Genomic DNA, 16417 nt, shown 5'->3' on the forward strand with positions numbered 1-16417 from the left:
CCCGCTTCAATGAGTCAGCCTGCCCCCGATGTGCGGCAAGAAGTCAGCCAGCTTCGCGCCGAGCTGGACGATGCCAACTACCGCTACTATGTGCTGGATGAGCCCACGCTATCCGACGCGGACTACGACCGTAAATTTCAGCGTTTAAAAACCCTTGAGGACGAAAATCCAGCGCTCGTCACGCCGGACTCCCCGACCCAGCGGGTGGGTGCAGCGCCTGCCGATGGTTTTCCCGAAGTGGCCCACGCCATCCCCATGCTGTCGTTGGATAATGCGTTCAGCCGCGATGATATCCATGCCTTTGCCGAGCGCGTTGCCGAACGTCTTGAATGCGAGGCAGATGACATCGAGTTTAGCTGCGAGCCCAAGCTTGACGGCGCCGCGGTGTCGTTGGTTTACGAGCAGGGTGTGCTGGTCAGCGGGGCGACGCGTGGCGATGGCCGTACCGGTGAAGGTATTACCTCCAACCTGCGCACGCTGCGTTCGGTGCCCTTGAAACTGATGGGGGAAAACGTCCCCGAGCTGCTGGAAGTGCGCGGTGAGGTGATCATGCGCCATGCGGGCTTTGAAACGCTCAACGAACGTGCCCGGGAAGAAGGCAGCAAGGTATTTGCCAACCCGCGTAACGCAGCGGCGGGCAGCCTGCGTCAACTGGACCCGCGCATCACCGCTAAACGGCCGCTTGAGTTTCACGCCTACCAGGCGGCTCGTCTTGAGCCCGACCTGGGCGATACGACCCACAGCGCCTTGATGGCACGGTTAACAACACTTGGCTTTCGTACCAGCGCCGAGCTAACCACCATGAAGGGCCCCAAAGCCGTTGCCGATTACTGCGAACAGCTCGGCGATAAGCGCGACCAGCTGGGCTACGATATCGATGGCGTGGTCATCAAGGTGAACGATCTGCGCCACCAGCGGGAACTGGGTTTTGTCGCCCGGGCGCCGCGCTGGGCCGTGGCCTTCAAGTTCCCCGCCCAGGAAGAAGTCACCACGCTCAATGAGGTGGAGTTTCAGGTGGGGCGTACCGGCGCTATTACCCCGGTGGCAAGGCTGGAACCGGTAACGGTAGCAGGCGTGACGGTAGCGAACGCCACACTCCACAATGCCGATGAAATTACCCGTTTGGGCGTCATGATTGGCGATACCGTCGCCATTCGTCGCGCCGGTGATGTGATTCCCCAGGTGGTTCGGGTGGATACCGACAAGCGCCCCGCGGATGCCCGCCCCATTACGTTTCCTGATCATTGTCCCGTGTGTGGTTCGGAAATCGAACGCCTGGACGACGAAGCGGTGGCCCGCTGTTCCGGAGGGCTTTACTGCGCCGCCCAGCGCAAAGAAGCGCTTAAGCATTTTGCCAGCCGCAAGGCACTGGATATCGACGGTCTGGGCGAAAAGCTGATCGAGCAGCTCGTTGACCTGGACTGGGTGAAAACCCCGGCAGACTTGTTTCATCTGACCGTTGAGCAACTGCAAAGCCTGCCGCGCATGGGGGAAAAGTCATCCCGCAATCTGGTCAATGCCCTGGATAACGCCAAATCGACAACCTTGGCGCGGTTTATCTACGCCTTGGGTATCCGCGAAGTGGGTGAAGCCACGGCATCCAACCTGGCGAATCACTTCGGCACCCTCCAGGCATTGCAGGACGCCGACCAGGCAGGGCTGGAGGCGGTGAACGATGTGGGGCCGGTGGTCGCGGCTCACCTGTACACCTTTTTCCGCCAGCCGCATAACCTGGAAACACTGCAGGCGCTGATAGACGCCGGGGTAACCTGGCAAGAGGCAGAGGTCACCCAAGGCCCCACGCCCCTTGATGGCCAGACCTGGGTGCTGACCGGTACCCTTGAGTCGATGACCCGGGATGAAGGCAAGGCGCGCCTGCAGGCGCTGGGCGCCAAGGTGTCAGGCAGCGTCTCCAAGAAAACCGCCTGCCTGGTGGCGGGTGAAGCCGCGGGCAGCAAGCTCACCAAGGCCGAGCAGATGGGTGTCGACGTCATCGATGAAGCGACCTTTATAGACCGTTTGGCAGAGTGGGAGCAGCGCTAATGAGCCGATTTATTGAAGTACCCGCCAGAATGCTGCCGCAGGAAACCCTGGATGCCCTGCTCGAGGCGTTTGTGACCCGCCAGGGCTACGACACGACCGATACCACGGGTGAGGGCATGCATGGCTGGGTCGCGCAGCTTAAAAAGCAGCTTGAGCGCAATGAACTGATCATTGCCCACGACCTCGAGCTTGAGATGACCGAGGTGATGACCCTGGCCCAGTGGCGTTCCTTTGGCCGCGATATCGCCGACGACGAGGAGGAAGGCGACATCTAGGTCATCGTTCCCCGAATAATCGCGCTGATAAGCCGCCGCCCCGGGTGGAGGTGATCCACCAGCGTCAACTCCAATGGCTGTGGGTCGTCGCTGATACGTGAGGCAATCACCTCGGCGCACAGCGGCGCGCTGGCAAGCCCGCGGGAACCGTGGGCGGTGGATATCCACAACCCCGGGTAATGCTCCCCCTGTGTATCAGGCACTTTCGAGGCGTCCTTGCCTAATGCTTGATACGCCGCCTGCCAGGATTCAGCCACCGGCACCGGCCCTGCGTAGGGGCTTTTGTCCGGGCTTGCCGCGCGTACGGCGGCCCGGCCCCGGAGTGATTCAGGGCTGAGCTCAACTCCTGCGTCTTCAAGGGCCGCCACCCAGTCGGGCAATGCCTCGCGCAGTTCGTCAATATTGCGCTGGTGGTCGTCATGGGTGACGTGGCGGGTGGCGTTATTGGGCACAAAGCTGGCGCCAAAGGTCAGCACGCCATCCACAGGGGGCGACACATAGCCACCAGCGCAAACCACGCGCTGAGGCGCAGGCACGCTTTCAGGCAGCGTCACTTCGCTGACCTGGCCGCGCACCTGCTGGAGCGGCAGTTGTGCGGTTTGCGCAAAGTGGTTGGCCAGTTGGGCGTTGGCGATCACGACCTGGTCGGCGCTCACGGTATCGCCATTGGCCAGGTCGAGCTGCCAATGCTGCCCGTCCCGTTGCAGCTGCTTCACATCCCCCTGAATAACGCGGATAAGCGGATGGGCGAGCAGCTGCTCGCACAGTGCCTTGGGGTGTACCCAGCCTGCCTGGGGATAAAACAGCGCCTGCTGGGCACTGATCGGTACCCCGGCAAGCTCGCTTAACCCTTCCGTATGAGCCGACACCACCGCTTCAGGCAGCGAGTGGTACGCCATGAAGCGCTGCTGGCGGCGGGCTTCCTTATCGCTTAACGCCAGCTGTACCACGCCGCTTGGCTGCCATACGGGCGTGTCCGTGGCTAACTGGCCAAGCCAACGCTGGGAATACATCAACCCGGCCAAATAGAACCGGCTTTGATGGTTCGTCTCGGCGGCCAGTTTGACGTATAGCGCCCCCTGGCGATTGCCCGAGCCGCCCGCGCCGGGTGCCTCACGCTCGACCACGCTGACCTTGATCCCGCGCCTGGCGAGGGCGGCGGCGACGCTGGCCCCGGCGATGCCCGCGCCAATCACCGCCACATGCCGGTTATCAAGGTTTGCAGGCGGCGTAAACCATGGCGTGGCGCCGCGGCGCGTGTCGCTGGGGGGCGCGTCAATCATGCCCGCCAGCATTTCCCGCTTGCGTCCAAAGCCCGGCACTTTTTGCCACGCAAACCCGGCGGCTTTCAGGCCGCGTTTGACGATACCGGCGCAGGTGAAGGTGGCGAATGTCGCGCCGGGACGCGAGCGCGCCGCCATGGCCTCAAACAGCTCAGGTTGCCACATCTCAGGGTTCTTGGAAGGTGCAAAGCCATCCAGAAACCAGGCGTCGACCTGGCCATCCAACTGCGACAGGCGCTCGGTGGTGTCGCCAAAATGCAGATCCAGCGTCACGCGTTCGCTCAGGTGCAAACGGTGGACGCCGCTAACCGCCTCGGGCCACTGGTCGCAAAGCACCTGTACATAAGTAACAAGCGACGGCCAGGCACTCAACGCGCGGATAAGCGAGGCGCGATCCAGGGGAAACTTCTCTGTGGATAACAGGTGAAGCCGGGCGTGGGCCGGTGCGTGCGCGTCAAAACAGGCCCAGGCACACAGCATATTCAGCCCGGTGCCAAAGCCTGTCTCGCCGATCACGAAGGCATGCCGTTGCCGCCACTCGGCAAAACGGGTGGGCAGGTAATTGGCGTTGATAAACACGTGCTCGGTCTCGGCGCGGCCGTTCTCGCGGGAAAAATAAACGTCGTCGAAGGCGTCCGAGTGGGGCGCCGCGTCGTCCCAGGTGAGCGACGGCGACGTCAGCGCCGCCAGAGGCGGCAAAGGGTAAGGGCGTTGGGTCACGCAGTCATCCGTGTTGCAGAAAGATGGTTAAAAAATGACCAATTTGTGAATAGGGGCGTTATTCCTGGCTTAGGGAAATGCGTCCGCCGTGTTTTCACAGAGTTTTCCACAGCCTCTGTGAAAAAGCCGACGGACCCTCCATATTCACTCGTCAGGGTCAAGGCAAAACTTTCTTGAACGGTTTGACGGTCACCTGGGAATACACACCGGCAATGACATAGGGGTCGGCATCGGCCCAGCTTTTGGCGTCTTCCAGGCTGTCGAACTCGGCAATCACCAAGCTGCCGCTGAAGCCCGCTTCGCCAGGATCGTTGGCATCAATGGCCGGGTGGGGGCCTGCGAGTATCAGGCGACCTTCGTCGCGCAGGGCTTCCAGGCGTGCGAGGTGGTCGGGCCGGGCGGCCAGGCGGCGTTCCAGACTGTTAGCCGTATCTTCACTGATGATGGCATATAGCATGTGCATAACTCCTTGAATGAAAAAGAAACAAAAAGGCGGGCAAGGACGCCTTCAATTGACCGGACCGGTATAAGCGAGCACCATGTCGCCTCAACCTGAACCTTATTCTGACAAACTCGCCACACGGCGTCATGCCTATGCCCCGACTTCCTGCTACGTTCGAGACCGACCAGCGTTACCCCGTTGATTTGCATATGCATTCGACGGCATCCGACGGTGCCCTGACGCCGACGCAACTCGTCACGCTGTGCGCCGAACGCGGGCTGACACACATGGCATTGACCGATCACGATACCATGGATGGCGTAGCGGAGGCGGGCCAGGCGGCTGAATCCGCGGGCATTTGCCTGCTGCCCGGCTGTGAGTTATCCACTCGCTGGCAGGGTATCAATATTCACATGGTGGCGCTGATGCCGGGCGGCCTCCAGGGCCCGCTGGTGGAAGGGTTGATCCACCAGCGAGAGGCGCGTATCAAGCGCGCCGAGGTGATCGCTGAGCGGCTTGAAAAAGCCGGTCTGGTCGACGCCCTGGCCAAGGCCCGCGAGCAGGCGGGGAGCGACCGGCCGCTGGGGCGCCCCGATTTTGCCCGTGCGCTGGTGGCAGATGGCATGGTGGCCGATTGGGCCAGCGCCTTTAAACGCTTTTTGGGCAGTGGCAAGAAAGGCGATGTAAAGGCCCACTGGCCGGAAATCAGCGAGGCGGTGGGCTGGGTGGTGGCGTCGGGCGGCGTGGCGGTACTGGCCCATCCGCTGCGACACGGCCTGACTCGGCGCAAGCGTGGCCTGTTGATGGATACCTTTCAGGCCGCCGGCGGCCAGGCGGTGGAGCTGGTCAGCGGCCAGCAAAACCCGGACAGCACCCGCGACCTGGCACGCCAGCTGGTGGAACGCGAATTATACGCCTCGATGGGCAGCGATTTTCACTTTCCCGGCAGCCACGCCGCCCCCGGCAGCATGAGCATGATACCGCGCACCGCGGCGCCCCCCATCTGGCAGCATCCGCGTTTACGCCACCTGCTGGACGCACCGGCTGGGCCTCTGGCCGCTGCATAAGCTAAGGTAGGCGGTATGAAACTAATACCCACAGGCAGGAGCACGCCATGAGCCAATACTTTCAGATTCATCCCGAGAATCCGCAAAAACGCCTGATCGACCAAGCCATCGAGATTATCCGCAAGGGCGGCGTGGTGGCGTACCCCACCGATTCCGGCTACGCGCTGGGTTGCCACCTTGGCGAGAAAAAAGCCGTCGAGAAAATCAAATGGCTGCGCTCGCTGGACGACAAGCACAACTTCACCCTGGTGTGTTCGGACCTGTCGCAGATCGGTACCTACGCCAAGGTCGATAATGACGTGTTCCGGCTGCTCAAGGCGCATACGCCTGGCCCCTACACCTTCATTCTAGACGCCAGCACCGAAGTGCCGCGCCTGCTGCTGCACCCCAAGCGGCGTTCTATCGGCGTTCGTGTGCCAGACCACCGCATCACCCACGCGCTTCTGGAGGCGCTGGGCGAGCCGCTGATGAGCGTCACCCTGATTCCCGTCGGCGAGGACCTGCCGATGAGCGACGCCGAGGATATCCGCGAGCGCTTTGGCGCACACCTGGATCTGATCATTGACGGCGGCGCCTGTCATCTGGACCCCACCAGCGTCATCGACCTGCGCGAACTACCGCCCAAGATCGTCCGTGAAGGCCGCGGGGATACCGCGCCGTTTAACATTTAAGCGGCTGATGTTAAGCGCTTGAACGCTTAACGCCCTCAGCGTCTTTCTCCGCGCCTCAGGTGTCACCTGCCTGGGGCGCGTTTTTGTCTGTGTCGTCGCCGTTGTCGTCGTTCTTCTCTTCCTCTTTCTTTTCTTTCTCTTTCTTGCGCGGGTCTTCAGTGTCTTCATCCAGCCAGGTGCCGCAGCGCAGGCAGTAGTAGGCGCGTTTTTCGTGGCGGTCGTGGCCGCAGCCGGGGCAGGCTTCGTCCGAGTAGCGATCCTCGCGGATAGAACGGATGACCTGGGCGGAGAACACCCCGGTGGGCACGGCGATGATCGAGTAACCGAGCAGCATCAACACCACGGTGATGGATTTGCCGAGGGGGGTGGCCGGGACAATATCGCCGTAGCCCACCGTGGTCATGCTGACGATCGCCCAGTAGATCGACATGGGAATACTGGTAAACCCGGCTTCTGGCGATTCGATGACATACATGAGTGCCGCAAAGAGCGTGACCACCATGAAAATGCTGAAGAAGAACAGCAGGATCTGGCGCAGGCTGCGCTTTAACGCATCGATCAACAGCCGTGCTTCACCGACAAACTCCATCAGCCGCAGAATGCGGAAAATCCGCAACACCCGCAGTATTCGCACAATCACCAGACCGTGGGCGCCGGGTATCAGCAATACCAGCCAGGTGGGCAGAATGGCGATCAGGTCGACAATGCCGTAAAAGCTTTTCAGGTAGAGCGTGGGCCGCTCGAGGCAGTATATGCGCAGCAGCAGTTCGACGCTGAACAGTATTGTGAATATCCACTCCAGGACATAAAAAAGTGTGCCGTAGCGGGCGGCATAAGCTTCGACGCTGCTCAGCAAAATCACGCCGACGCTGAGCAAAATCGCCAAAATCAAGCCGATGTCGAAGGCTTTTGCCCCTGGCGTATTCGACTCGAAAATGATGTGGAAAAGCTTCGTGCGCAATCCTTCTGCGCCCGGGTGCAAGGGAAAGTTCATCAATACCGTCCTGAAGGTGCCTTTGAAGCCGTCAACGTCTAGCGTAGCGCGGTTTGATACGCCAGGCGATGGGCAAAGGCCAACGCCGCCTGTCCGTAGGCAAGGTTGGGTTGGTCAGCGGTTTCCAAGGCACGGCGCATGGTTTCGACGTCGAAGCGCGCCTGGTCGGTGAGCGTCGGGTCTGACGCCAGCGTGGTGAGCGCTGCCTGGGCGATGGCCAAGTGATCGGCGCGGTGGCTGTCGTGGTAGGCATCCAGCGCCAGGGTGGCGCGGTGCATCCACTGGGCAGGCGTTGTTGCCTCGGGCAGTGGCCACTGTTGGGCGGCCAGGGCCGTGCCGCGGGCCGCCTTGCTGCTGTCGGAAGGGCGTAGGGGCACCTGCTCGGCAAGCGCCAGGGCCGTGGACCAGAGCGATTCAGGCTCGCCCTGTTTGAGTTCCAGCTCGGCCTCGCAAATGCTCGTCCGATAGCCGCCGCTGTGGATATCGCCCTGATCCAGCGCCAGTTCGATATGGCTTTCCGGCCCTGCCAACTGCCAGCTGTGGCGCACAAAATCGGTATTCAACTGCGCTACCAGGGCGGGGATCGACTCGGCGAGCGGCCCTTGAAAAGGCGGCAGTTCGGCCAGGCGCTGGGTATCCAGCTCAAGGGTCGGTACCGACCATTCCCATTCCTGGCGCTCGGAAAACCCGCCGCCACCGTGACCCGCTGTCTTGACCGTCTGCAGCACCTGATCATCCACTTGGCGAAGCCGTACGGCGATGCGTGCTTCTGCAAGCGCTCCCTTGGGCGTATCGAAATAGGTGTTGATGAGCGTTTGCCGATTGGGTGTCAGCGACTGCAACAGAGGATGCTGGAAAAGCAACGCCGGCCCCCCAGGGGCGAGGGCAAGTTTCAGTTCGATCTCGGTGGGTGTTGACATGACGCTAGCTACCCCTATTCGATGAATTTTTAGTGAACTTTTCATGACGTCGAGCAGCACAGTCACTATACTGTCGCCGTTATTTCATGGCTTCCCGAAAACAGGCGTAAAGGCTTTATGGTTACTTCCAACCCCTTCTCCGCGATGTTTGGCCGCTCGCCATTCCAGCCGCTGCTCGCGCATATCGTCAAGGCAAACGAATGTGCTGATCAACTTCTGCCATTCTTCGAAGCGACGCTGGTCGGCGATTGGGAGAGCGCCGGGCAGCTGCGCGAAAACGTCACGCGCTTGGAGCACGATGCCGACGTACTCAAAACCGAGCTGCGTCTGAACCTTCCCAACACCATGTTCCTTCCCGTCTCGCGTTCTGACCTGCTCGACCTGATCAGCGTACAGGACAAGATTGCCAACAAGGCGCGTGACATTACCGGCATTATGCTGGGCCGTAAAATGACCGTGCCCAGCGAACTGGCCGACCCCATGCGTGACTACATCCGCACCAGTGTGGCCTGTGTGGCGCAAGCCCGCCAGGCCCTGGAAGAACTCAAGGACCTGCTGGAGTCAGGCTTCGGGCGCAACGTCTCGGATGTGATGCAAAACATGATTCGCGAACTGCATACCCTTGAGCACCAGGCGGATGCCCAGCAGGTGGCGATCCGCCGTCAACTGTTCAGCCTGGAAAGCGAGTTGCCGCCGGTGGATGTGGTGTTCCTCTACCAGATCATCGATTGGGTGGGCGAACTCTCCGACCGTGCCGAGCGGGTGGGCAGCCGCCTGCAGATCATGACCGCCAACTAAGTTGATCCCGACTTAATATCTGATCCCCAAACAAGGGAAGCGTTATGCAGATCATTGCTCAGCACGGTGATATTTTTATCATCCTGGCCTGTCTTTTCGGCTTTTTCATGGCCTGGGGCGTGGGGGCCAACGACGTGGCCAACGCCATGGGTACCTCGGTCGGCTCGAAAGCCATCACCATTAAACAGGCGATCTTGATCGCTGTGGTATTTGAGTTTTTGGGGGCCTGGCTTGCGGGCGGCGAGGTCACCAATACCATTCGCAAGGGCATTATCGATCCCGAGCTGCTTCAGGCGGACCCGCAACTGCTGGTATACGGCATGCTGTCGGCGCTCCTGGCAGCGGCCACCTGGTTGTTGGTGGCCTCAATGAAAGGTTGGCCGGTTTCGACTACCCACTCGATTGTGGGCGCGATTGTCGGCTTTGCAGTAGCTGGCCTGGGGGCAGAGGCCGTTGATTGGGGAGCGGTTGGTAACATCGCCGCGAGTTGGCTGGTGTCGCCGCTATTGGCCGGTACGGCCGGTTTCGTGCTGTTTAAATCGGTCCATCACCTGGTGTTTGAAGACCGCAACCCGCTGGCCGCCGCCAAGCGTTACCTGCCCGCCTATGTGTTCCTGGTAGGCTTTGTCGTTTCCATGGTCACCATGACCAAGGGCCTGAAACACGTTGGCCTGGATCTATCCTTTGGCCAGAGCCTGGTGATCTCGTTGATCCTGGGCGGGTTACTCGCCGGTGTCGGTGTATTGATGGAGCGCCGAGTGACGTACGTAGAAAGCAGCGATGATCACTTTGGCTATGCCAACGTGGAGCGCGCTTTTGGGGTGTTGATGATCTTCACCGCCTGCGCCATGGCCTTTGCGCACGGCTCTAACGACGTGGCCAACGCGGTTGGCCCGCTGGCGGCGGTGATCAGCGTGGTGCAAACCGGCGGTGAGATCGAAGGTTCCGCGCTGGTGCCCTGGTGGGTGCTGGTGCTCGGGGGCGGCGGTATCGTCGTGGGCCTGATCACTTACGGTCATAAAGTGATTGCCACCGTGGGCACAGGCATCACCGAGTTAACCCCCAGTCGTGGCTTTGCCGCTACCCTGGCGGCGGCCACCACCGTCGTGCTTGCGTCAGGCACCGGCTTGCCGATTTCCACCACCCATACCCTGGTAGGCGCCATTCTGGGCGTTGGCCTGGCGCGGGGGATGACGGCGCTCAACCTGCGGGTAATCGGTACCATTGCCATGTCGTGGTTGATTACGCTGCCTGCAGGCGCGGCGCTCTCCATTCTGTTCTTCTTTATGTTCAAGGGTATGTTCGGTTAAACGGCGGACACGCAGCCGCCGAGATAGCCTGCGAAGGCACGACGCACGCCCATCCAGCGGCACCTTCTTTTATGCATAAGTGCATTAGAAGGTGCCGCTATTTTTTGCGCTCTGGTAAAGTAAGCGTAGTTTTTTCATTCACCTGCTGCCGGAGAGCGGCCCCTTGGATACTCGCTTCCCCTTTGTCGACTGGTTTCGTAATGCGTCCCCCTATATCAACGCGCACCGGGGGCGAACCTTTGTCATCTTGATTGAAGGCGAAGCCATGGCGTCTGGCCGAGGGGAGCAGCTGATCCAGGATCTGGCGCTGCTGCACACCCTGGGCGTGCGCCTGGTGGTCGTGTTCGGCATTCGCCCTCAGGTGAATGAAGCGCTCACCGCTGCGGGGGTCGAGCCCACGCGCCTCAATGGTCGCTGGGTGGCTGACCGAGCCGTCATGGCCCATGTCGAGCAGGTGGCGGCGCACCTGCGGTTGTGGCTGGAAGCACGGCTTTCATTGGGCCTACCCAGCACCCCGTTGCATGGCGTGGAACTCAGCGTGATCTCTGGGAACCTCGTCACGGCCAAACCCCTGGGCGTGCGCGAAGGCATCGACTTCGACCACAGCGGCGAAGTGCGCCGTGTGCGGGCGGATGCCATTCAAGGCCTGCTGGACAAGGGCTCGCTGGTGTTGCTGCCGCCGCTGGGATTTTCCAGCACCGGCGAGGTGTTCGACCTGGACGCCTCGGAAGTCGCCCAGCACGCCGCGGTGGCGCTCAAAGCCGACAAGCTGATACTGCTGGGCGAGTCCGAAGGCCTGGAAGACGAGCAGGGCGCGCTGCTGCGCCAGCTTTCTCCCGCTGATGCCGAGCCGCGCCTGCAGCATGCTGTTCCAGGCAGCGAACTGGCCCGCCACCTGAACGCTGCCTGCACCGCCGCGCGGGAAGGCGTGGCCCGCACGCACCTGCTTTCCTGGCGCAACCATGATGCCTTGCTGGGAGAACTCTTCACCCGTGACGGCGTGGGTACCATGATCACCCAGCACCGCTATGAACAGCTGCGCCCGGCCACGCTCAACGATGTGGCGGGCCTGTTGGAGCTGCTGGAACCGCTGGAAAACCGGGGCATGCTGGTGGCACGCTCCCGGGAGCGACTGGAGCACGAAATCGACGACTACATGGTGATCGAGCGCGACGGCATGGTGATCGGCTGTGCGGCGCTGCATGTCTTCCCGGATGCGGGTGTTGCCGAGCTGGCCTGCGTGGCCGTGCATGGCAACTACCGGGGCGGCGAGCGCGGCGAGCGACTGGTCGAGGCGCTGGAACGCCGTGCCCGCCAGCGCGCAGTGCAGGAGATGTTCGTGCTGACCACCCACACCGCGCACTGGTTTGTGGAGCGAGGCTTCCGCGCCGCCAGCCTGGAAGAGCTGCCGCCGCTGAAGCGTGAAACCTACAACCATGCGCGCAAATCCAAGGTGCTGATCAAGACGCTGGCTTCCTAGGCCTCGGACCCCAGCTATCAGGTATTGAGAATCACGCCGCCGTTGAGGTGCATCGTTTGCCCGGTCATGTAGGACGACTCTTCGCTTGCCAGATACACATAGGCAGGCCCCATTTCGCTGGGCTGGCCGGCGCGATTCATCGGTACCTGACCGCCAAATGAGGCGACTTTTTCGTCGTCGAAACTGGCAGGAATCAGCGGCGTCCATACCGGCCCTGGCGCCACGGCGTTGACCCGAATGCCGCGGTCCATCAGCGACATGGCAAGCGAGCGCACCAGGCCCTGAATCGCGCCTTTGGTCGCGGTGTAATCAATCAGCGTATCGTTGCCCTTGAAGGCATTTATCGACGAGGTGGCGATAATCGTGTCGCCCTCGCTCAGGTGGGGTAGCGCGGCCTTGGTCATGTAAAAGTGGCTAAACAGGTTAGTTTGAAAGGTGCGCTGCAACTGGTCGTCGGGGATCTCGGTAATATCCCGCCAGTCGTACTGTTCAGCCGCGTTATTGACGACGATATTGAGTTTGCCGAACTCTTTCAGGGCTCGCTTCACAATCTCACGGCAGAAGCTGGGAGCCCCTACGTCGCCTTTCACAACCAGGCAGCGACGGCCTTCAGCCTCAACCAGTCGTTGGGTTTCTTTGGCATCTTGGGTTTCCTTCAAATGCACGATCACGCTGTCGGCACCTTCGCGTGCATAGTGCACCGCCACCGCGCGGCCAATACCGCTATCGCCGCCGGTAATAATCGCCACTTTATCCAGCAGCTTGTCGGCCCCTTTATAGCTTTCACGAATAAACTCGGGTTCCGGGCGCATGGCATATTCGTCGCCCGGCTGTTTGGCTTGATGCTGAGGGGGTTGTTGCTGATCGCTCATGTGCGGTCACTCCTTTGTTGGCACAAAAAGGTAAAATGCAGCAGGTGCCAGCCTCCTTGGGCACCCGGTTTTTAATGTAGACCCGGCTCGCCGGTAGGGGCAAACCGGGTCATCTACCGCATGGCGTAAGCCGGAATCCACGGCGATAGCGACAGGCGATGTGCCCTATTTAGTTTGCTAATCACCTTGCTGAATACCATGGTTCTTGTATGGCATTGTTTTTAAATTATTTTTTAATTCGAAGGGGATGGGTGGGCGAGAGGTGCTTAATTGCAAGTTACGCGTGACGCACTACAGTGAAGACAGGCAACGTAATGCCGAGCACCATTAACCGTAAGGAGTACGCGTTATGTCTCATCCCGACAGGAAAGAAGAGAAATCACCCAAACCTCAGGACGAACACTACAGTGAAGCCAATCCGATGCCGGATACGCATCATGTAAATCCCGAGTCCGAAGACTCGCCCCAGAAGCCGGGCAAGGACAAGAAATAAGCTGAGTTGATCCCATCAGCTCAACCATCGCGGCGCTACCCCTTGTAGCGCCGTTTTACTTCCACACTGAGTTGGCCTGCCAACGTTTTGGCATCTTATGGCAGTTGCGGGTAATACGTTGGCATAACCGTTCGAGTAACACCTGCTCGGTGCCAGGTTTGGCGTCTGCCTGTAGCGGCTCTGCCACGTCAGGCAGACAGGTGAGTAAGGCTTCGGCGAGCTCTACACCCTGCCGGATGAAATAAGCAGGCTTGAACCCCAGTGCCTTCGCCAATGACGCCAAATGCGCTTGCTCAATACTGCCAGGTTGATCGACACCGCCTACCTGAAACGCAAAACGTTTGGATAGACCGCTGTAAATTGTCGTCGACATTAGGTCGTAAAACGGAGCCAACTGAACGCCCTGGGGCGTTTGCAGCAATGAAAGGTTTTTGGCGTGGCTATCGTTGTTGCCGATAAGAAGGTTGTAAAAAAACCAGCGTATGAATCGCTGCAAGTCTTTGGCCGGGGCGCCAGCACGCTGCAACAATTGGCGGCACTGGATCAAACCGGGGCCGCCATCGTTTTCGTACTTAAGCGTTGAGGGCGTTCCTGCCAACTGGCAGAAGTCCAACTGATGGTAGCGTTTTAAGTTACCGTGCTCATCACGCGGTCGTACCGCTTGATCAAGCACGCGCGTGTCTCAGGCTGAAAAGACGTTTCAGCCACATTCAATGACAACGCGGCGGCCAGCTGCATACACAGCGTTTCGTTAAGCGCAGAACACCAAACGCCTTTTAAGCCTCTTATGTCGGGTTTTAGCAGATGGCTGGAAGGGGCTGAGCCTTCAGGAATGGCGGGGCGACCATCGTTGCCTATCATCAATAGAAGTTTATTTTGAGCGCCCGCCAAGGATATGCGTGCGTTGTGCACAAGCTGGCCGGGTAGTTCTCCCTGCATGTCGTTATCGAGAAACGTCTTGATTGCTTGCCAGCTCGTTTCTCGATAGCGGGCGGGCTGCGGGGTTTCTCCCTGGGGAAGCAGCAGGTAGCCGCTGGCCGTATCGCCGCCAACGGATTTCAAAAGCCCAAATATCGTGGTGGTATGGTGGCTTAGCTCAATGTAGCGACGCAGCTCGCCCTCTGGCAGCAGATTCTCAAAGTAAGCCAGTACGTCGTCACCCTGATGAGTCTGTTGCGTTATCGGCAAGTGAGGGGAAAGGCTGGAAACGTCAGCTTGCTCTAGCCACTCTTTGCGATAAGTGAAACTCAGCGGTTGGGTGTCGTAAAGCCGCCCTACATGCTGCTCACCCCAATAAAGATCCAGCGCTTCATTATGAGTGCCCATTAGATTGACCCTTACGCTGAATGATTACCTCAAGCCCCATCAGGTCGAGTGTATCAAGCACTTTCTGGAGCTGTATCGTGGGTTTGCCGCGTTCCAGGTCGACAATGAAGCGGTTGCCCGTGCCTGCAAGCCCCGCGATATCGCTCTGCAGCAGCGATTGGTCTTGGCGTACCTGCTTGACCAGCTTGCCAAGTTCCTCGCTTGTACGAATGCGTGCTGTCTTGTCGTCAATGCGTGTCATTGCCCATGGCCTGTAAAATTACCGTACGGTAATGATAGCCAATATAACGCTTGATTGCCTATTATTTTTACCGATCGGGAATTTTGTAGCCAGTGGAAGCGGATAACAACAAAAAAGTTACCGTTCGGGAATTTTAGGGCTTCATGTAGCGCCGTTTTACTTCCACGTTGAGTTGGCCTTCGCCCAGGCGCAGCTTGAGCTTCTGCCCCGGCGAGGTATCTTCCGCACGCCGCACGATCTGCCCCTGCTCGTCCTGGGCAATCGCATAGCCGCGCCCCAATACCGCGAGCGGGCTGACCGCATTGAGCTCCCGGGCGGCGCTGGTTAACCGCGCCTGGCGGCTTTCCAGCTGGCGCTGCATGGCGGCCCCCAGGCGACGCTGGAGCTGGCCGACGCGTTCCTGTTCGGCGCGATGCAATCTCGCCATGTCCTGGCTGGCCAGGCGCCTGCTCAATTGCGATACCTGCGCTTTCTGCTGGGTGAGCGTGTGCTGCATAGCGCGGCTCAAGCGCTGGTGGAGCGCGTTTAAATACTGGCGCTGGCGATTGAGCTGTTCGCCGGGGTGGCGCAGTTTGGCGCGCAGGGTGTCCAGCCGCTGGCTGTCGCGCTCCAGGCGCGCCTGCATGGCCCGCATCAATCGGTTTTCATGGTGTTCAAGCTGGCGCTTGAGGGTGTGCTGGTCCGGCACCAGGCGCTCGGCCGCGGCGGAAGGCGTGGGCGCACGCATGTCGGCGGCAAAATCCGCCAGGGTGATATCCACCTCGTGGCCCACCGCCGACATCACCGGCAGCCGGGAGTGAAAAATCGCCCGGGCCAGGTGCTCGTTGTTGAACGCCCACAAGTCTTCCAGGCTGCCGCCGCCGCGGGTGATCAGGATGGCATCGCGTTTCGGGTCCAGCCGCGCCTGGCGATTGAGCAGGGCCAGTGCCGATATCATCGCAGGCGCCGCCTCGGCCCCCTGTACCGGCACCGGAATCAGTGTGACATCCGCCAGCGGCCAGCGGGCGGCCAATACCGCCAATACGTCACGAATCGCCGCGCCTGTCGCCGAGCTTAAAATCAACAGCTTGCGCGGCGGAAAGGGCAGGGGGCGGGCGTTGGCAAATACGCCTTCACCGTCGAGCTGGGCTTTCAGGCGTTCGAACGCCGCCAGCAGTTCGCCCAACCCCGCGGCCTGAACCGCCTCGGCAATCAGTTGGTAATCGCCGCGAGGCTCGAACAGCGATACCCGTCCGCGTAGCTTGACCTGGTCGCCGTCGCGCATGGGCGCCGACACAAACCGTGCCCGCTGACGAAACAGCGCACAGCGAATCTGCGCCCGGTCATCTTTCAGGGTGAAATAGACATGCCCGGAAGCAGGGCGCGAGACGTTGGAAAGCTCACCCTCTACCCACACCTCGCCCACGTCGCGCTCGAGCGTCTGCTTGGCGCGCTGGTTGAGCTGACTGACGGAAAGCGCCTGGGGCGTGGCAGAGGACATAG

Annotated in this window: 17 protein-coding genes; 8 read left to right on the forward strand and 9 right to left on the reverse strand. The window is 60.5% G+C overall.

What is annotated here, in order from left to right:
- Window positions 1-9 precede the first annotated feature (9 nt).
- Together ligA and ADS46_RS14850 are read left to right on the forward strand one after the other, a co-directional pair.
- Window positions 10-2043: an NAD-dependent DNA ligase LigA gene (ligA, locus tag ADS46_RS14845; RefSeq protein ID WP_066321345.1), complete on the forward strand. Its 2034-nt coding sequence runs from the start codon at window positions 10-12 to the stop codon at window positions 2041-2043.
- On the forward strand, window positions 2043-2318 hold the full coding sequence (locus tag ADS46_RS14850; RefSeq protein ID WP_066321347.1) for a YheU family protein: 276 nt from the start codon (window positions 2043-2045) through the stop codon (window positions 2316-2318). Before ligA ends, ADS46_RS14850 begins: the two co-directional genes overlap by 1 nt.
- On the opposite strand, the gene mnmC is transcribed toward ADS46_RS14850, so the two are convergent.
- Both mnmC and ADS46_RS14860 read right to left on the reverse strand, forming a co-directional pair.
- A complete protein-coding gene (mnmC, locus tag ADS46_RS14855; RefSeq protein ID WP_066321348.1) occupies window positions 2315-4321 on the reverse strand; it encodes a bifunctional tRNA (5-methylaminomethyl-2-thiouridine)(34)-methyltransferase MnmD/FAD-dependent 5-carboxymethylaminomethyl-2-thiouridine(34) oxidoreductase MnmC in 2007 nt (668 codons plus the stop codon). The genes ADS46_RS14850 and mnmC overlap by 4 nt on opposite strands.
- Before the next feature lie 157 nt (window positions 4322-4478).
- Entirely contained in the window at window positions 4479-4778 is a 300-nt protein-coding gene (locus ADS46_RS14860; protein WP_066321350.1) for a YciI family protein, read from the reverse strand.
- 131 nt (window positions 4779-4909) lie between these two features.
- Here ADS46_RS14860 and ADS46_RS14865 point away from each other — a divergent pair, with 131 nt between their 5' ends.
- Complete coding sequence (locus ADS46_RS14865) at window positions 4910-5830, forward strand: PHP domain-containing protein (protein ID WP_066321351.1); 921 nt, start codon at window positions 4910-4912, stop codon at window positions 5828-5830.
- A 47-nt stretch (window positions 5831-5877) separates the two neighbouring features.
- Complete coding sequence (locus ADS46_RS14870) at window positions 5878-6501, forward strand: L-threonylcarbamoyladenylate synthase (RefSeq protein ID WP_066321352.1); 624 nt, start codon at window positions 5878-5880, stop codon at window positions 6499-6501.
- 55 nt (window positions 6502-6556) lie between these two features.
- Here ADS46_RS14870 and ADS46_RS14875 read toward each other — a convergent pair whose 3' ends face one another.
- Together ADS46_RS14875 and ADS46_RS14880 are read right to left on the reverse strand one after the other, a co-directional pair.
- The gene (locus ADS46_RS14875; protein ID WP_066321353.1) at window positions 6557-7495 is read right to left on the reverse strand and encodes an ion transporter; all 939 of its coding nucleotides are present in this window, start codon (window positions 7493-7495) and stop codon (window positions 6557-6559) included.
- A 38-nt stretch (window positions 7496-7533) separates the two neighbouring features.
- Window positions 7534-8415 (reverse strand): CYTH domain-containing protein, encoded by an 882-nt coding sequence (locus ADS46_RS14880; protein ID WP_066321355.1) that lies wholly within the window; start codon window positions 8413-8415, stop codon window positions 7534-7536.
- Window positions 8416-8532: 117 nt separating this feature from the next.
- On the opposite strand from ADS46_RS14880, the gene ADS46_RS14885 reads away from it, so the two are divergent.
- The 3 genes from ADS46_RS14885 (at window position 8533) to argA (ending at window position 12003) form a co-directional block, all read left to right on the forward strand.
- Complete coding sequence (locus tag ADS46_RS14885; protein ID WP_066321356.1) at window positions 8533-9213, forward strand: TIGR00153 family protein; 681 nt, start codon at window positions 8533-8535, stop codon at window positions 9211-9213.
- Window positions 9214-9257: 44 nt separating this feature from the next.
- A complete protein-coding gene (locus ADS46_RS14890) occupies window positions 9258-10523 on the forward strand; it encodes an inorganic phosphate transporter (RefSeq protein WP_066321357.1) in 1266 nt (421 codons plus the stop codon).
- Window positions 10524-10686: 163 nt separating this feature from the next.
- Complete coding sequence (argA, locus tag ADS46_RS14895) at window positions 10687-12003, forward strand: amino-acid N-acetyltransferase (RefSeq protein ID WP_066321358.1); 1317 nt, start codon at window positions 10687-10689, stop codon at window positions 12001-12003.
- Window positions 12004-12020: 17 nt separating this feature from the next.
- Here argA and ADS46_RS14900 read toward each other — a convergent pair whose 3' ends face one another.
- Entirely contained in the window at window positions 12021-12875 is an 855-nt protein-coding gene (locus ADS46_RS14900) for an SDR family oxidoreductase (protein WP_066321359.1), read from the reverse strand.
- Window positions 12876-13224: 349 nt separating this feature from the next.
- Here ADS46_RS14900 and ADS46_RS18905 point away from each other — a divergent pair, with 349 nt between their 5' ends.
- The gene (locus tag ADS46_RS18905; RefSeq protein WP_199825247.1) at window positions 13225-13368 is read left to right on the forward strand and encodes a hypothetical protein; all 144 of its coding nucleotides are present in this window, start codon (window positions 13225-13227) and stop codon (window positions 13366-13368) included.
- A 55-nt stretch (window positions 13369-13423) separates the two neighbouring features.
- On the opposite strand, the gene ADS46_RS19090 is transcribed toward ADS46_RS18905, so the two are convergent.
- The 4 genes from ADS46_RS19090 to xseA all read right to left on the reverse strand — a co-directional run bounded on the left by ADS46_RS19090 (window position 13424) and on the right by xseA (window position 16415).
- The gene (locus ADS46_RS19090; RefSeq protein ID WP_267886955.1) at window positions 13424-14041 is read right to left on the reverse strand and encodes a HipA domain-containing protein; all 618 of its coding nucleotides are present in this window, start codon (window positions 14039-14041) and stop codon (window positions 13424-13426) included.
- Window positions 13996-14694, reverse strand: a complete 699-nt coding sequence (locus ADS46_RS19095) for a HipA N-terminal domain-containing protein (protein ID WP_267886956.1) — start codon at window positions 14692-14694, stop codon at window positions 13996-13998. The genes ADS46_RS19090 and ADS46_RS19095 overlap by 46 nt, the downstream gene beginning before the upstream one ends.
- On the reverse strand, window positions 14681-14935 hold the full coding sequence (locus ADS46_RS14910; protein ID WP_066321361.1) for a helix-turn-helix transcriptional regulator: 255 nt from the start codon (window positions 14933-14935) through the stop codon (window positions 14681-14683). Before ADS46_RS14910 ends, ADS46_RS19095 begins: the two co-directional genes overlap by 14 nt.
- Window positions 14936-15068: 133 nt before the next feature.
- A complete protein-coding gene (gene xseA / locus ADS46_RS14915) occupies window positions 15069-16415 on the reverse strand; it encodes an exodeoxyribonuclease VII large subunit (protein WP_066321362.1) in 1347 nt (448 codons plus the stop codon).
- Window positions 16416-16417: the final 2 nt, after the last annotated feature.

Origin of the sequence: Halomonas sp. G11 (assembly GCF_001663515.1) — a bacterium.
Classification (GTDB): domain Bacteria; phylum Pseudomonadota; class Gammaproteobacteria; order Pseudomonadales; family Halomonadaceae; genus Vreelandella.

What these genes read in the sequence shown, in the direction of transcription:
- ligA (WP_066321345.1), top strand. Translation starts at nt 10, where the DNA reads ATGAGTCAGCCTGCCCCCGATGTGCGGCAAGAAGTCAGCCAGCTTCGC.
- ADS46_RS14850 (WP_066321347.1), top strand. Translation starts at nt 2,043, where the DNA reads ATGAGCCGATTTATTGAAGTACCCGCCAGAATGCTGCCGCAGGAAACC.
- ADS46_RS14860 (WP_066321350.1), bottom strand. Translation starts at nt 4,778, where the DNA reads ATGCTATATGCCATCATCAGTGAAGATACGGCTAACAGTCTGGAACGC.
- ADS46_RS14865 (WP_066321351.1), top strand. Translation starts at nt 4,910, where the DNA reads ATGCCTATGCCCCGACTTCCTGCTACGTTCGAGACCGACCAGCGTTAC.
- ADS46_RS14870 (WP_066321352.1), top strand. Translation starts at nt 5,878, where the DNA reads ATGAGCCAATACTTTCAGATTCATCCCGAGAATCCGCAAAAACGCCTG.
- ADS46_RS14875 (WP_066321353.1), bottom strand. Translation starts at nt 7,495, where the DNA reads ATGAACTTTCCCTTGCACCCGGGCGCAGAAGGATTGCGCACGAAGCTT.
- ADS46_RS14880 (WP_066321355.1), bottom strand. Translation starts at nt 8,415, where the DNA reads ATGTCAACACCCACCGAGATCGAACTGAAACTTGCCCTCGCCCCTGGG.
- ADS46_RS14885 (WP_066321356.1), top strand. Translation starts at nt 8,533, where the DNA reads ATGGTTACTTCCAACCCCTTCTCCGCGATGTTTGGCCGCTCGCCATTC.
- ADS46_RS14890 (WP_066321357.1), top strand. Translation starts at nt 9,258, where the DNA reads ATGCAGATCATTGCTCAGCACGGTGATATTTTTATCATCCTGGCCTGT.
- ADS46_RS14900 (WP_066321359.1), bottom strand. Translation starts at nt 12,875, where the DNA reads ATGAGCGATCAGCAACAACCCCCTCAGCATCAAGCCAAACAGCCGGGC.
- ADS46_RS18905 (WP_199825247.1), top strand. Translation starts at nt 13,225, where the DNA reads ATGTCTCATCCCGACAGGAAAGAAGAGAAATCACCCAAACCTCAGGAC.
- ADS46_RS19095 (WP_267886956.1), bottom strand. Translation starts at nt 14,694, where the DNA reads ATGGGCACTCATAATGAAGCGCTGGATCTTTATTGGGGTGAGCAGCAT.
- ADS46_RS14910 (WP_066321361.1), bottom strand. Translation starts at nt 14,935, where the DNA reads ATGACACGCATTGACGACAAGACAGCACGCATTCGTACAAGCGAGGAA.
- xseA (WP_066321362.1), bottom strand. Translation starts at nt 16,415, where the DNA reads ATGTCCTCTGCCACGCCCCAGGCGCTTTCCGTCAGTCAGCTCAACCAG.